General features: G+C 71.1%; 13 protein-coding genes and 1 pseudogene. 5 read left to right on the top strand and 9 right to left on the bottom strand.

The window, feature by feature from the left end:
* Window position 1: 1 nt before the first annotated feature.
* The 4 genes from ACZ60Q_RS01725 to ACZ60Q_RS01710 all read right to left on the bottom strand — a co-directional run bounded on the left by ACZ60Q_RS01725 (window position 2) and on the right by ACZ60Q_RS01710 (window position 2,750).
* Window positions 2-508: a hypothetical protein gene (locus ACZ60Q_RS01725; RefSeq protein ID WP_469626820.1), complete on the bottom strand. Its 507-nt coding sequence runs from the start codon at window positions 506-508 to the stop codon at window positions 2-4.
* 174 nt (window positions 509-682) lie between these two features.
* The gene (locus tag ACZ60Q_RS01720; protein WP_469626818.1) at window positions 683-1,108 is read right to left on the bottom strand and encodes a CBS domain-containing protein; all 426 of its coding nucleotides are present in this window, start codon (window positions 1,106-1,108) and stop codon (window positions 683-685) included.
* 188 nt (window positions 1,109-1,296) lie between these two features.
* Window positions 1,297-2,004 (bottom strand): DUF305 domain-containing protein, encoded by a 708-nt coding sequence (locus ACZ60Q_RS01715; protein WP_469627973.1) that lies wholly within the window; start codon window positions 2,002-2,004, stop codon window positions 1,297-1,299.
* Window positions 2,005-2,057: 53 nt separating this feature from the next.
* Window positions 2,058-2,750, bottom strand: a complete 693-nt coding sequence (locus ACZ60Q_RS01710) for a DUF3105 domain-containing protein (protein ID WP_469626815.1) — start codon at window positions 2,748-2,750, stop codon at window positions 2,058-2,060.
* A gap of 289 nt (window positions 2,751-3,039) precedes the next feature.
* Between ACZ60Q_RS01710 and glnA the strand changes: the two genes are divergently transcribed.
* On the top strand, window positions 3,040-4,401 hold the full coding sequence (glnA, locus tag ACZ60Q_RS01705; protein ID WP_003969536.1) for a type I glutamate--ammonia ligase: 1,362 nt from the start codon (window positions 3,040-3,042) through the stop codon (window positions 4,399-4,401).
* Between the two features lie 100 nt (window positions 4,402-4,501).
* On the opposite strand, the gene ACZ60Q_RS01700 is transcribed toward glnA, so the two are convergent.
* Both ACZ60Q_RS01700 and ACZ60Q_RS01695 read right to left on the bottom strand, forming a co-directional pair.
* Window positions 4,502-4,798, bottom strand: a complete 297-nt coding sequence (locus ACZ60Q_RS01700; protein WP_469627970.1) for a hypothetical protein — start codon at window positions 4,796-4,798, stop codon at window positions 4,502-4,504.
* Between the two features lie 170 nt (window positions 4,799-4,968).
* Window positions 4,969-5,307 (bottom strand): hypothetical protein, encoded by a 339-nt coding sequence (locus ACZ60Q_RS01695; protein ID WP_469627967.1) that lies wholly within the window; start codon window positions 5,305-5,307, stop codon window positions 4,969-4,971.
* A 160-nt stretch (window positions 5,308-5,467) separates the two neighbouring features.
* Between ACZ60Q_RS01695 and ACZ60Q_RS01690 the strand changes: the two genes are divergently transcribed.
* Window positions 5,468-6,232 carry a GntR family transcriptional regulator gene (locus ACZ60Q_RS01690; protein WP_469626812.1) on the top strand — a complete coding sequence of 255 codons (765 nt, stop codon included), beginning with the start codon at window positions 5,468-5,470 and terminating at the stop codon, window positions 6,230-6,232.
* Window positions 6,233-6,337: 105 nt separating this feature from the next.
* Here ACZ60Q_RS01690 and ACZ60Q_RS01685 read toward each other — a convergent pair.
* Window positions 6,338-6,505: pseudogene (locus ACZ60Q_RS01685) on the bottom strand (TetR family transcriptional regulator); the annotation flags it as partial.
* 281 nt (window positions 6,506-6,786) lie between these two features.
* On the opposite strand from ACZ60Q_RS01685, the gene ACZ60Q_RS01680 reads away from it, so the two are divergent.
* Together ACZ60Q_RS01680 and ACZ60Q_RS01675 are read left to right on the top strand one after the other, a co-directional pair.
* Window positions 6,787-7,686 carry a putative protein N(5)-glutamine methyltransferase gene (locus ACZ60Q_RS01680; protein WP_469626809.1) on the top strand — a complete coding sequence of 300 codons (900 nt, stop codon included), beginning with the start codon at window positions 6,787-6,789 and terminating at the stop codon, window positions 7,684-7,686.
* An 86-nt stretch (window positions 7,687-7,772) separates the two neighbouring features.
* Entirely contained in the window at window positions 7,773-10,769 is a 2,997-nt protein-coding gene (locus ACZ60Q_RS01675) for a bifunctional [glutamine synthetase] adenylyltransferase/[glutamine synthetase]-adenylyl-L-tyrosine phosphorylase (protein ID WP_469626806.1), read from the top strand.
* Window positions 10,770-10,892: 123 nt separating this feature from the next.
* Here ACZ60Q_RS01675 and ACZ60Q_RS01670 read toward each other — a convergent pair whose 3' ends face one another.
* Together ACZ60Q_RS01670 and ACZ60Q_RS01665 are read right to left on the bottom strand one after the other, a co-directional pair.
* The gene (locus tag ACZ60Q_RS01670) at window positions 10,893-11,873 is read right to left on the bottom strand and encodes a phosphatase PAP2 family protein (protein WP_469626803.1); all 981 of its coding nucleotides are present in this window, start codon (window positions 11,871-11,873) and stop codon (window positions 10,893-10,895) included.
* Between the two features lie 58 nt (window positions 11,874-11,931).
* A complete protein-coding gene (locus ACZ60Q_RS01665; protein WP_469626800.1) occupies window positions 11,932-12,975 on the bottom strand; it encodes a LacI family DNA-binding transcriptional regulator in 1,044 nt (347 codons plus the stop codon).
* A 346-nt stretch (window positions 12,976-13,321) separates the two neighbouring features.
* On the opposite strand from ACZ60Q_RS01665, the gene ACZ60Q_RS01660 reads away from it, so the two are divergent.
* Window positions 13,322-14,593: an extracellular solute-binding protein gene (locus ACZ60Q_RS01660; protein WP_469626798.1), complete on the top strand. Its 1,272-nt coding sequence runs from the start codon at window positions 13,322-13,324 to the stop codon at window positions 14,591-14,593.
* Window positions 14,594-14,598 lie beyond the last annotated feature (5 nt).

Genomic DNA, 14,598 nt, shown 5'->3' with positions numbered 1-14,598 from the left:
CCTAAATGCGCAGCACCGAAACGCTGGCGAGCACCGATATCCGGGGCGGCGGAATCGGCCGCAGGTGCCGCAGCGGCCCCGCATCCACCGGCGTACCGAGGGGCCGCCCGTCGGCGCGCAGCCCGAGCAGCCAGGAACCGACGAGAGCGAGGCCCCAGACGCCGAGGACGGCGAGGCAGACGGAGAGCGGATCCATACCGCTCATCGGGGCGTCGGAGCCGGGGGAGCCGTGCGGCGGCGGCTGAGCGTCGGTGACGCCCGGAGCCAGGGCCTGAGCCGAGTCCGGAGCCAGGACTTGAGCCGAGTCCGGAGCCAGGAGCAGGCCCAGGTCCTGACCCGGGCCGGGGGCCTGGGCCACATGCTCGCTCAAGGCGGGGGGCGAGGTCGGTGAACCGCCGTGCTCCGCCGGATGCCCGACCGTATGCATGGCGAGGATGCCGAACAGCAGAGCGACGAACAGCATCAGCTGCCCGTACGTCACGCTCCTGCTCCGCGTCCTGCCCGCCATGCGGGCCACCCTACCCCTGGCGGGTATACGGAGGATGGGGGGGCGGCCCGGCACCCCTCCATCACCCCGCAGGAGCGGGGGAGCGGGGGAGCGATGGTGGGATGCCGGCCACCGTCACACATGTTCTCGACACCGTGACCTCCCGGCCCATCGGCGTCCCGGCCCATCGGCTTCTCAGGTCCGGGAGTAGACCTTCTCCGCCCAGCCCGCGATCTGCTCCTCGGTGAGGTGCTGCGCGAGGTCGGCCTCGCTGATCATGCCGACAAGCTTCTTGTTCTCGACGACGGGCAGTCGGCGGATGCGATGGGTCTGCATCTCCTCCAGGACCGCGTTCACATCGGCCTCCGCCTCGATCCAGCGGGGCGTGCCCTGCGCGAGATCGCCCGCCGTGATCTTCGCCGGGTCGTGCCCCTTGGCCACACAGCCGACGACGATGTCGCGGTCGGTGATGATGCCGACCATCCGGTCGGAGTCACCGTCGGCGGACACCGGAAGCGCGCCCACGTCGTGCTCGCGCATCAGCTGTGCCGCACGGTCGAGCGTCTCGTGGGCCGGGATCCAGCGGGCCCCGCTGTGCATGATGTCTTTGGCGGTCGTCATGGGGGATTTCCTCCTGCGTGCCGATGGCACTGCCGTACGGCCCCGAGCGCAACCCATCGTCACCGGCCCGCCGGGGCGACGCGACCGCAATCACCCGTTCGGGTGTGCCAGCGCAAGGACGGAAGCTGACACACCCGTCGTCCGGGCCTCGGCCCCGGGCTCGGGGCCGAGGTCTCAGGGCCGAGGTCTCAGGGCCGAGGCGCGGCTTCCCGCTCGGCCAGCATGTCCCGCATCAGCCCCAGCTCGGACCGCTGGCCCGCGACCATGCCCCGGGCGAGCCGCTGCTCGGCCGGTACCGCGCACAGGGACGCACAGGCCTCGGCCATGGGGACGCCACCCTTGTGGTGGTCCGTCATCAACTGGAGGAAGAACACCTCGGCCTCCGCACCGCCGAGGCGGTTGAGCCGCGCCAACTCGGAGCGGCTCGCCATGCCGGGCATGAACACCCCGTCCGCACCGGAACCCGCCTCGGCACCGCCCGAACCGTGCCCACCGTGCTCGTGTCCACCCGTACCGGCCATCCACGCCATGGGCTGCTTCCCGTCCGGGGCGACCTTCGGCAACTCCCACAGGTCGAGCCAGCCGAGGAGCATGCCGCGCTGGTTGGCCTGGGTGTTGGCGATGTCGTAGGCGAGACGGCGTACGTCCTCGTCGTCCGTGCGGTCGCGGACGATGAACGACATCTCGACGGCCTGCTGATGGTGGACGGCCATGTCCCGGGCGAACCCGGCGTCGGCGGACGAGGCACCGGGAACACGAACACGGGCGTCTCCCGCTTCCGCGTCGTCCCCGCCTCCCCGCGCGGAGGCGACGGTGGCCGCCCCCGCGAACAGCAGGGCGAGGGCCACGGCGCTACCGGCAGCCCAGCGGACCCGCAGGGTCCTCCGCCGCTCCACGAGGGCGTGAGGGGCCACCAGGGCGTCGCCGCCCACCGCTCGTTCTCCGGCCGTCACCGCGGTACCGTCGCCAGCCCGCCGGTGCAGGGTGCGCCGGGCTCGGGGGTCTGTGCGCCCTGAACGTACTGGGCGAGGAACTGGTCCACCCGCTTGTCCTCGGCGGAGTCGACGGCGACCTGCTTGCCCCAGGCGCTGAGCATGATCGCGCCCTCCTGGCCGGCGTACGGGCTCATCAGCGTGAACGGGGTCTTCCTGACACGCTCGGCCAGCTCGGCGACATCGGCGTCGGCGGCCTTGCCGTCGTAGGTGACCCAGACCGCGCCGTGCTCCAGGGAGTGCACGGCGTTGACGTCCGGGAGAGCCTTTTCGTATACGTCGCCGTCGCAGTTCATCCAGGACTGGTTGTGGTCGCCGCCTACCGGAGGCTTCATCGGATAGTCCACCGAGCCCGCGACGTGCTCGCGGCCGAGCTTCGCCGCGTCCCAGGACTTCAGCCCTTCGATGGCCCCGCCCGTGGCGTTGCCGTGAGAGACGCCGTGACCGCCCGGGTGCTTGCCGTCCTGGGCCGCCGAGGCGCCGTCGGACCTCTCGTTCGCCTCGGAGTTCTCCAGCAGCAGGTATGAGCCGAAGGTGACGAGACCGGCCACGACGGCAGCGCTCAGCCCTATGGCGATGGCCCGGTTGCGGGTGGCGCGGGCGCGCGTCTCGGGGGCCTGCGGCTGGGGGTACCGGGAGTCGTAGCTCATATCGTCGAGTCCTTCTGCGAAGGGGCCGGGAGGCGGGAGAAAGGTCCGTGAACCGATGCGCGCGGGCGGGCGGGAATCCGGGCCGGAATCCAGGCCGGAATCCGGGCGGGAAGCCGGCCACTGCTCGGCTGCCGCCCCCGTGCGCCACGGTCGCCGATCGTAGTGGGTGGCCGAGTGCTCTCTCTCACACCGTGTGCGTAATCTGGGGGAAATCCCGGGTCGCGATACTGAAGTGTCCCCCTACCCCGGGCGGTGGTGCACGGACCGTCTGAACTGCAAGGATGTGGCAATGGACAAGCAGCAGGAATTCGTCCTCAGGACCCTTGAGGAGCGCGACATCCGCTTCGTGCGGCTGTGGTTCACCGACGTCCTCGGGTTCCTCAAGTCCGTCGCCGTGGCTCCGGCCGAGCTGGAGCAGGCCTTCGACGAGGGCATCGGCTTCGACGGCTCGGCGATCGAGGGCTTCGCCCGAGTGTACGAATCGGACATGATCGCCAAGCCGGACCCGGGCACCTTCCAGATCCTGCCCTGGCGCGCGGAGGCCCCCGGTACCGCGCGGATGTTCTGCGACATCCTGATGCCGGACGGCTCCCCGTCCTTCGCGGACCCGCGCTACGTCCTCAAGCGCATCCTGGCCAAGACGTCCGACCTCGGCTTCACGTTCTACACGCACCCCGAGATCGAGTTCTTCCTGCTGAAGAACAAGCCGGTCGACGGCACCCGCCCGACGCCGGCGGACAGCTCGGGCTACTTCGACCACACGCCGCAGAACGTCGGCATGGACTTCCGCCGCCAGGCGATCACCATGCTCGAATCGATGGGCATCTCGGTCGAGTTCAGCCACCACGAGGGCGCCCCCGGCCAGCAGGAGATCGACCTGCGATACGCGGACGCGCTCTCCACGGCGGACAACATCATGACGTTCCGCCTGGTGATGAAGCAGGTGGCGCTGGAGCAGGGTGTGCAGGCAACGTTCATGCCGAAGCCGTTCTCGGAGTACCCGGGTTCGGGCATGCACACCCACCTCTCCCTCTTCGAGGGCGACCGCAACGCCTTCTACGAGTCGGGCGCGGAGTACCAGCTCTCCAAGGTCGGCCGCTCCTTCATCGCGGGCCTGCTGACGCACGCGGCGGAGATCTCGGCCGTCACCAACCAGTGGGTCAACTCCTACAAGCGCATCTGGGGCGGCTCCTCCCGCGCGGCCGGCGCGGGCGGCGAAGCCCCCTCGTACATCTGCTGGGGCCACAACAACCGCTCCGCCCTCATCCGCGTCCCGATGTACAAGCCCGGCAAGACCGGCTCGGCCCGCGTCGAGGTCCGCTCCATCGACTCCGGCGCCAACCCGTACCTCACCTACGCGGTCCTGCTCGCCGCAGGCCTCAAGGGTATAGAGGAGGGCTACGAACTCCCGGCCGGAGCCGACGACGACGTCTGGGCCCTCTCCGACGCCGAACGCCGCGCGATGGGCATCGAGCCGCTCCCGCAGAACCTGGGCGAGGCGATCTCGCTGATGGAGAAGAGCGAACTGGTCGCCGAGACGCTGGGCGAGCACGTCTTCGACTTCTTCCTCCGCAACAAGAAGCAGGAGTGGGAGGAGTACCGCAGCGAGGTCACGGCCTTCGAGCTGAAGAACCTGCTGCCGGTGCTGTAACCGCAGGCCAGTGGCTTGCAGAACGCAGTGCGGGCGGGTCGCCCGGTTCAACCGGAGCGACCCGCCCGCAGTCATGATCAGCTCTGGGCCGTCCAGGGGCCTACACCGGCGGCGTCCCTGGTGGTGACGGTGCGGGGGGCGGGTCGGGCAGCGGAGGGCCCGGGTCGGGTGGCAGTTGCGGGGGGCCGCTGCCGTGTTTGCCGTCGTTCAGGACCTTGTGGGTCGTCAGGCCGTAGACGCCGAACGGCGGGAAGAGGTCGACGCGGCGCGGGTAGTCGCCCTCCGAGCACTCCTCGCAGAGCAGGTCGCGGCCGGCGGGGGTGTGCCGGGCGGCCGTGACCGGGGCGTCCCAGCACGCCTCGCAGGTACGGACGTCCGTCGTGGAGAGGGTGATCATCCGGGCCTCCCGGGTGGTGCGGGCAAGGCGTGGCGGGTCGTGCGCATCAGGTGCCTCCGTCACTGGTGGATGGGTGGCGCCCCGGCCCGGGCCGGGGGCTCAAGGGGTTCGCCCGGCCGTACGCGGCCGGGCCCCCGCGGCCCGTTCCCGCGGGTGTCCCGTACCGCGGCTCATCGGCGGGTCTCCCGCCAGACGCGGACGAGCTTCGTCGCGTCGGGGCAGATCGCGCCGGTCCGGCAGGGGGTGCAGGTCATCGTGTGGCCGAGCAGGGCACGGTAGGCCGTGTCGGGGGATGTGGTCGTGGTCACGTTCGCCTCTCTGCTGATCTCGGCCCAGACGTATTCGGAGGTACGGGTACGGGTGTGTCCGTAGCGGTCCGCCGTGTCCAGGGCGGCGAGGACCGCCGCGTGGGCGGTCGCGCTCAACTCGACGGGGAGATCGGCCTCGACACGGAAGGCGTCCAGGTCGGTGGTCACGCGCGGTTCGGTGTCCGTGGCGGCGGCGAGCATGCCGGTCAGCGCCGCGACCCGCGCTTGTGCAGAGCGCACACTTCTCCCCTGATGAACCGAATGTCACTCCATGTAATGCTGAATATTCAGCTTCAACCTGATGGGTTAGCTTTGTCAACAGCGACGCCCCTATCGACGCCGAACACACGGAGCTGCTCAAATGCCACGTGATACGCCGTACTTGCAGGTGGCGGATGCTTTGCGGGCTCGTGTGCGGGCCGGTGAATGGGCGGTGGGGGACAAGCTGCCGTCCCGGGCCCGGTTCGCCGAGGAGTACGGCGTCGGTCAGTCCGTGGCGCAACGAGCCATGGAGCGCCTGATCATCGAGGGCATCCTCGAAGGCCGCGCCGGCTCCGGCACGTACGTCCGCCGGGCGCGCGAACGCCGGCGCATGATCCGCTCGCGCCACCGTGAACAGCGTGGCAGGAGCCCTTTCGCCTCGGACATGGGCGAGCTGGACCACGAGGCCGACTGGGAGTGCACCAGTACGGCACGCGTCCCCGCGCCGGAGGGTGTCGCCGAACGGCTGGCGATCGAGCCCGGCGACCTCTGCGTCATGACGGACTACGAATTCCTCGCCGACGGCCTGCCCGTACAGCTCGCCAAGAGCTGGGAGCCGATGGCCATCACGGGCGGGACGCCGGTCCTGCTCCCGGAGATGGGGCCGCGCGGCAAGCTCGGCGTCGTCGAACGCATGCGGTCCATCGGTGTGGCCATCGCCACCGGCATCGAGCTGCCCCGCCCGGCCCGCGCGACGCGGGAACAGGCGAATCTGCTCGGGATCTCCTTCGGTGACCTGGTCATCGTGATCGAGCGCACGTACTTCGACCGCGAGGGCCGCCCCGTGGAGACGGCCGACATCATCGTGCCGGACGTCCGCTGGGAGATCGCCTACGAGATCCACGTCGACCAGCCGGATTCCTGAACCGGGGACGGAGGGCCGGGCTCCTGGGCGGCGCCTTGTGCGAGGTGCCGACGGGCCGCTGAGCCGTCAGTCGCGTCAGTGGGGAGGTCGGGGCTCACCCACCCCTCACGCGAACCCCCGCCCCATCTCGTCCAGGATCTCGTCGATCACCGCCGCAGGCTCCCGTGCCAGGTCCTCCTCGATCCACCTGCGCATCGCGATCCGGAGCGAGGAGAGGAAGCCCGCCGCCAGGACAATCGGGCGGACCTGGGCCGAGACCGATCCGGGGCGAGCGACGCCGGATCCGGCTGTGGTCGAGCGAGGTCCGATTCGGCACAGCGGCCCGTTCCCGCGACCCGCGAGGGCGCGGGAACGGGCTGTTGTAGGGTTACGACCCCCGTACGCCACGGGACCGACGGGATCGACGGGATCGACCAAGGAGGTGAGCCCCATGACCGCTGGATCAGGCCGGGTGCTCACCCCGCGCGATCGCGTCGTACGACCGGCAGCAGCCGACCGGACGGCATAAGCGGATCGCGGAGCGCCCATCGGTTTCCCCGAAAGGCTTCGCTCGTATGCCGGTTCGCCCCTCCACCTCCCTCTCCACCTCCGGTGCCCTCTCCGCCACCGTCGTCGCCCTCCGCCGCGCCGGCTGTGTCTTCGCCGAGGACGAGGCCCGTCTCCTCCACGAGGCCGCCGAGTCCGTCGACGAGCTGGCCCTGCTCGTCGAGCGCCGCGCCGCCGGACTGCCGCTCGAACACGTCCTGGGCTGGGCGGACTTCCACGGCCGCCGCTTCGCCGTGGACACCGGCGTCTTCGTGCCCCGCCGCCGTACGGAGTTCCTGGTCGCGCAAGCCGCCGCCCTCGCACCCCGCCGGGCCGTCGTCGTCGACCTCTGCTGCGGTTCCGGCGCGCTCGGCGTCGCCCTGGCCTCCACGTCGGACGCGGCCGAACTGCACGCCTGCGACGTCGAACCCGCCGCCGTGCGCTGCGCCCGGCGCAACGTCGGCGACCTGGGGCACGTCTACGAGGGCGATCTGTTCGCCCCGCTGCCCGCCACCCTGCGCGGCCGGGTCGACGTGCTGCTCGCCAACGTCCCCTACGTCCCCACCGGTGACGTCGAGCTGCTGCCCGCCGAGGCCCGCATCCATGAACCGCGCGTCGCCCTGGACGGGGGAGGCGACGGGCTCGATGTCATGCGCCGGGTCGCCGCCGAAGCGCCCCGGTGGCTCGCGCCCGGCGGCAGCCTGCTCGTGGAGGCGAGCGAGCGGCAGCGGGACACGGCGGTCGAGGTCCTGCGCGCCGCCGGGCTGAGCCCCCGGGTCCTGGTCTCCGAGGAGTTGTACGCCACCGTCCTCGTCGGGACGGTCCATGTCCCGAGAGCCGGGACGGTCCACGTCGGGGCAGCGGAACAGCCGGGGAATCCTCCGTGGGGGGACCCCGCCACCGCCCCGAATCCGCCGGCACAGGACTAGGCTCGAAGGGCCCCGGGGCGGAGACGGAGCCGCACCGGGGCGACGCACGGGGACACAGTTCGGTTCGGCTGGCGGGAGAGCACGCGATGACGACGGCGCCGGGGCGCAGAAGCAGTACGTTCACCAGGCTGCTGCGGCACGGATTCACCGACCCGTCCGCCGCGGACCAGCTCCTCAACCTGGACGCGCTGGCCTCCGTACGGTCCGATCCCGTCCTCCTGGAGGCGCTCGGGGCCACCGCCGACCCGGATCTCGCCCTGCGCGGCCTCGTCCGGCTCGCCGAGGCCGAGGCGGAGAGCGAGCGCCAGGTACTGCTCGACACCCTTGTCACCGCCAAACCCCTGCGCGACCGGCTCCTCGGGGTCCTCGGCGCCTCGGAGGCGCTCGGGGACCACCTGGCCCGGCATCCGCGCGACTGGCAGGCGCTCGTCACGTACGAGGCGGTCGACCTGCACCCCGGGGTCGCCGAGTTCGAGCGCGGGCTCGCCGACGCCGTCGACCCGGACTCGCTGCGGGTCGCCTACCGCAGGTGTCTGCTCACCCTCGCAGCCCGGGACGTGTGCGGGACGACCGACCTCGAGCAGACCGCGGCCGAACTGGCCGACCTCGCCACCGCCACCCTGCGTGCCGCCCTCGCCATCGCCCGGACGGCCGCACCCGAGGACGCGGCACGGTGCCGGCTCGCCGTCGTCGCGATGGGCAAGTGTGGCGGGCGCGAGCTGAACTACGTCTCCGACGTCGACGTCATCTTCGTCGGGGAGGCGCGCGACGGGGTCGACGAGACCAAGGCCATGCAGGCCGCCACCCGGCTGGCCGCCCACATGATGAGGATCTGCTCCGAGACCACCGTCGAGGGCACCATCTGGGAGGTCGACGCCAACCTCCGCCCCGAGGGCCGCAACGGGCCGCTCGTGCGGACCCTCACCTCCCACCTGGCCTACTACCAGCGCTGGGCCAAGACCTGGGAGTTCCAGGCCCTGCTGAAGGCCCGCGCGGTGGCCGGCGACCCCAAGCTGGGCGCGGAGTACGTCGAGGCGGTGTCGCCGCTCGTCTGGGGGGCCGCCGACCGGGAGAACTTCGTCCCCGACGTGCAGAAGATGCGCCGCCGTGTCGTCGACAACATCCCCCGCGACCGGATCGAGCGGGAGCTGAAGCTCGGCCCCGGCGGACTGCGCGACGTCGAGTTCGCGGTGCAGCTCCTCCAGTTGGTGCACGGGCGCAGTGACGCCACGCTGCACAGCGGCTCCACCCTCAAGGCGCTGCGGGCGCTCGCCGAGGGCGGGTACGTGGGGCGTGCGGACGCCGCCCAGCTGGATGAGGCGTACTGCTTCCTGCGCTCCATGGAGCACCGCATCCAGCTCTACCGGCTGCGCCGCACCCACCTCGTCCCCGAGGACGAGGCGGACCTGCGGCGGCTCGGCCGGTCGCTCGGGATGCGCACCGACCCGGTGACCGAGCTGAACAAGGCCTGGAAGCGGCACGCCTCCGTCGTACGGCGGCTGCACGAGAAGATCTTCTACCGGCCGCTGCTGGACGCCGTCGCCCAGCTGGCCCCCGCCGAGTCCCGGCTCAGCGCGAAGGCCGCCGCGATCCGCCTGGAGGCCCTCGGGTACGCCGACCCGGCGGCCGCCCTGCGGCACCTGGTGGCCCTCTCCTCCGGGGTGACGCGCAAGGCCGCCATCCAGCGCACCCTGCTGCCGGTGCTGCTCGGCTGGTTCGCGGACTCCGCCGACCCGGACGCGGGGCTCCTCGGCTTCCGCAAGGTGTCCGACGCGCTCGGCAAGACCCCGTGGTACCTGCGGCTCCTGCGCGACGAGGGCGCCGCCGCGGAGAACCTCGCCCGGGTCCTGTCCGCCGGCCGCTTCGCCCCGGACCTGCTGATGCGGGCCCCGGAGGCGGTGGCGATCCTCGGCGACCCGGAGGGGCTCACGCTCCGCACCCGGGCCCACCTGGAGCAGGAGATAGTGGCCGCGGTGGGGCGTGCCGGGGACGCGGAGTCGGCCGTCGCGGTGGTGCGCGGGGTGCGCCGCCGCGAGCTGTTCCGTACGACGGCCGCCGACCTCATCGGCTCGTACGGCACCGAGGACAACCCCGCCGAGCAGGATCACGGGGCCCTCGTCGACCGCGTCGGCTCGGCTGTCAGCGACCTCAACGCCGCCACCGTCGCGGGTGCGCTGCGGGCCGCTGTCCGCGCACGGTGGGGCGAGACCCTGCCGACCCGGTTCGCGGTCATCGGCATGGGCCGCTTCGGCGGGCACGAGCTGAGTTACGGCTCCGACGCCGACGTCCTCTTCGTCCACCGGCCGCGTGAGGGCGTCGGCGACGAGGAGGCGGCCCGGGCCGCCAACACCGTCATCGCGGAGATGCGGCGGCTCCTTCAGCTGCCGACCGCGGATCCGCCGCTGCTGATCGACGCCGACCTGCGCCCGGAGGGCAAGAGCGGGCCGCTGGTCCGCACACTGAAGTCGTACGAGGCCTACTACCGGCGCTGGTCGCTGGTCTGGGAGAGCCAGGCGCTGCTGCGGGCCGAACCGGTGGCGGGCGACGAGGAGCTGGGGCGCGACTTCATCGAGCTGGTCGATCCGCTGCGGTATCCGGTGGAAGGGCTCGGCGAGGACGCCGTACGGGAGATCCGCCGGCTCAAGGCCCGGATGGAGTCCGAGCGGATGCCGCGCGGCGCGGACCCCACGCTCCACACGAAGCTGGGGCGGGGCGGGCTGAGCGATGTCGAGTGGACCGTGCAGCTGATGCAGATGCAGCACGGCTGGGAGACACCGGGGCTGCGTACGACGCGTACGCGCGAGGCGCTGGCCGCGGCGTGTGCGGCGGAGCTGATTCCGGCGGAGGACGCGCAGACGCTGGACGAGGCGTGGGTCCTGGCGTCGCGGGTCCGCAACGCGGTGATGCTGGTCCGGGGGCGGCCGGGCGACACCTTCCCGTCCGACCCGCGGGAGATGACGGCGGTCGGGCGGTATCTGGGGTACGAGCCGGGGCATGTCGGGGACATGTTGGACGACTACCGGCGGATCACGCGGCGGGCGCGGGCGGTGGTGGAGGAGCGGTTCTACGGGACGGCTTCCTAGGGGCGTGCTCCAGGGGCCCGGCCCCGGGGCCCCTCGGCGCTCCGCCCCGACCCCGCTCCTCAAGCGCCGGACGGGCTGGGAGAGACGTCCTCAAGCGCCGGACGGGCTGGAGATGGTCCGTCGCTACGCCCTCCGCGACCCGGCGGCCTCCGGCTCCGATGCCGGGCGTGGCAGTCGGGCGGCGCGCAGGCCGGTCAGCCGTCCCCGTCGGTCCGGCACCCACTTCGGCAGCCGGTGCGGCAGCGAGCCGTACCAGACGCGGGAGACCGCGTACCCGAACGCGAGGCAGACCATGCCGCCCACCGCGTCCAGCCAGAAGTGGTTGGCGGTGGCCACGATGACGACCAGGGTGAGCGTCGGGTAGAGCAGGCCCAGGATGCGGGCCCAGGGCGCCGAGGCCAGGGCGAAGATCGTCAGGCCGCACCAGAGCGACCAGCCGATGTGCATCGACGGCATCGCCGCGTACTGGTTCGACATGTTCTTGAAGTTGCCCGACGCCATCGAGCCCCACGTCTCGTGCAGGAGCACGGTGTCGACGAAGTTCGCGCCGTTCATCAGACGGGGTGGCGCCAGCGGGTAGAGGTAGTAACCGAGCAGGGCCACGGCCGTCGTCGCGAAGAGGACCAGCCGCGTCGCGGCGTAGCGGCCCGGGTGGCGGCGGAACAGCCAGATGAGGACGCCGATGGTCACGACGAAATGCAGCGTCGCGTAGTAGTAGTTCATCGACACGATCAGCCATGTCACGGAATTGACCGCGTGATTGACCGTTTCCTCGAAGGCGAGGCCCATGGACCTCTCCGCCGCCCAGATCCAGTCCGCGTTGCGCAGGGCCTGAGCCTTCTGCTCCGGGACGGCATTGCGCACGAGCGAATACAGCCAGTAACTGACCGCGATGAGCAGGATCTCGAACCAGAGCCGGGGACGGCGGGGCGCCCGCAGGGAGCGGAGCCGGGCCAGTCGGCCGGTCTTCCCGGAAGCCGGAGTAGCGGTGGACGCGGCGGCGGCTTCGGGGGCCGCCTCGGCCGCGATGGGTGAAGAACCGGCCGTTGACCGGCCTTCGTGCGCTGACACCCGTGTTTCACCCATAGGCAGAGATTCTTCCATAGTGGTTCCCCTGCCCCCGATCATCCTCCGGTCGGGTTCCGGTCGCACGTTCTGCGTCTCAAGGACGAGAGGCCGGCCCTGAGCCGACTGCGGGTCCCGACGCCGTCGAGCCGCGCACCACCAGCTCAGGCATGAAGACGAACTCGCTGTGCGGCGCCGGAGTTCCGCCGATCTCCTCCAGGAGCGTGCGGACGGCGGCCTGGCCCATCGCCGTCACCGGCTGCCGGATCGTCGTCAGCGGCGGGTCCGTGAACGCTATGAGCGGCGAGTCGTCGAAGCCCACGACCGAGAGATCGCGCGGCACGTCCCTCGACAGCCGGCGGGCCGCCCGGATCGCCCCGAGCGCCATCATGTCGCTCGCGCACACGACCGCCGTGCAGCCGCGCTCCATCAGGGCCGAGGCGGCGGCCTGGCCGCCCTCCAGGGTGTACAGGGAGTGCTGGATCAACTCCTCCACCTCGTCCGGTGCGAGGCCCAGCTGCTCCCGCATCGTCGCGTGGAAGCCCTCGATCTTGCGGAGCACCGGCACGAAGCGCTTGGGGCCGACCGCGAGGCCGATACGGGTGTGGCCGAGTGCCACCAGATGCGTCACCGCCAGGCGCATCGCCGCCCGGTCGTCCGGTGAGATGAACGGCGCCTGCACCTTGGCGGAGAAGCCGTTCACCAGGACGAACGGGACGCCCTGGCCGCGCAGTTGCTCATAGCGCTGCATATCGGCCGAGGTGTCCGCGTGCAGTCCGGAGACGAAGATGATGCCGGAAACGCCCCGGTCCACCAGCATTTCGGTGAGTTCGTCCTCGGTGGAGCCGCCGGGTGTCTGGGTCGCCAGTACCGGGGTGTAGCCCTGCCGGGTCAGCGCCTGGCCGATGACCTGCGCCAGCGCCGGGAAGATCGGGTTCTCCAGCTCCGGGGTGATCAGGCCGACCAGTCCCGCGCTGCGCCTGCGCAGCCGCACCGGGCGTTCGTACCCCAGCACGTCGAGCGCCGCGAGGACGGATTCGCGGGTGGTCGCCGCGACTCCGGGCTTGCCGTTCAGGACCCGGCTGACCGTTGCTTCGCTGACCCCCGCCTGATTTGCGATATCGGCAAGCCGTGCGGTCATGGGATGGGACTGTACCGGGCCCGTGTCGGATTGCCCACCGTGTGCGGGGCGGTGCGGGGGCGGGCCCCGGAGGGCTTTCCGGCAACGTCTTGCAAGGACTTGCGGCCCCGGACCGCGGACTGCGATCAGATCGTCGCACTGCGGATATGCCGTGCCCTGCGCGCCCCTGCCAGGGGTGGGGGACTGTCGTCAAGGGGCTTGACGGCAACCTTGCGGACACGCGAATGTAACGATCGCCAGGGCTTGCAGAAATCTTCCGCAAGGTCTTTCGGTCGTCTTTCATCCTTGTTACGTTCACGTCGACCCGGCGCCGCGACGGAGCGGTACGGCAGTTGAAGGAGTTCAGATGCGACGTGGCATAACGGCCACCGCCCTGGTCGCGGCCCTGGCGCTCGCGGCGACCGCCTGCGGCAGCGACGACGAGTCCGGTGGCGGCACGAGCTCGGGCGAGCTCTCCGGCACGGTGACCTGGTGGGACACCTCCAGCGTCGGCAGCGAGGACAAGGTCTTCAAGAAGCTGGCCGAGGGCTTCGAGAAGAAGCACCCCAAGGTCGACGTCAAGTACGTCAACGTGCCCTTCGGCGACGCGCAGAACAAGTTCAAGAACGCCGCCCAGGCCGGCGACGGCGCCCCCGACGTGATCCGCTCCGAGGTCGCCTGGACGCCGGACTTCGCGAACCTCGGCTACCTGGCCCCGCTGGACGGCACCCCCGCCCTGAAGAACCAGGACGACTTCCTCAAGCAGGCCGTCGCGTCCACCGAGTACAAGGACAAGACCTACGCCGTCCCGCAGGTCATCGACTCCATGGGCATCTTCTACAACAAGAAGCTGCTCAAGGAGGCCGGCGTCGAGGCGCCCGCCAACCTGGACGACCTCGAGGCCGCCGGTAAGAAGGTCAAGGACAAGACCGGCAAGACCGGCCTCTACCTGCGCGGCGACGACCCGTACTACTTCCTCTCCTTCCTGTACGGAGAGGGCGGCGACCTCGTCGACGCCGGCTCCAAGTCCGTCACCGTGGACAGGCCCGAGGGCGTCAAGGCGTTCAAGGCGGTCAAGGCCCTGGTCGACGACGGCACCGCGAAGACGGACGCCTCGGACGGCTGGGAGAACATGATGCAGTCGTTCAAGAACGGCGACGTCGCGATGATGATCAACGGCCCCTGGGCCGTCGCCGACACCCTGACCGGAAGTGAGTTCACGGACAAGGACAACCTGGGCATCGCCCCGGTCCCGGCCGGCTCCGCCGCTCAGGGCGCCCCGCAGGGCGGCCACAACCTCGCCGTCTACGCGGGCTCCAAGAACCTCGACGCCTCCTACGCCTTCGTCGAGTACATGACCTCCGTGGACAGTCAGGCCACCGCCGCCGGTGAACTGAACCTGCTGCCCACCCGCACCTCCGCGTACGCCAAGCAGGAGGCCGTGGACAGCGAGATCGTCGGCTTCTTCAAGCCGGTCGTCGAGACCGCCGTCGAGCGCCCCTGGATCCCCGAGGGCGGCAGCCTCTTCGCCCCGCTCGGCATCGAGTACACCAAGGTCCTCACCGGCCAGACCACGCCGGAGAAGGCCGCCAAGTCGACCGGCGACTCCTACCGCAAGCTCCTGAAGGACTGGAAGTAACAGGA

The organism is Streptomyces sp. NPDC104313, from assembly GCF_055583985.1.
Note: the sequence above shows the minus strand (reverse complement) of the source record. Positions and strands in the feature narration are given on the sequence as shown.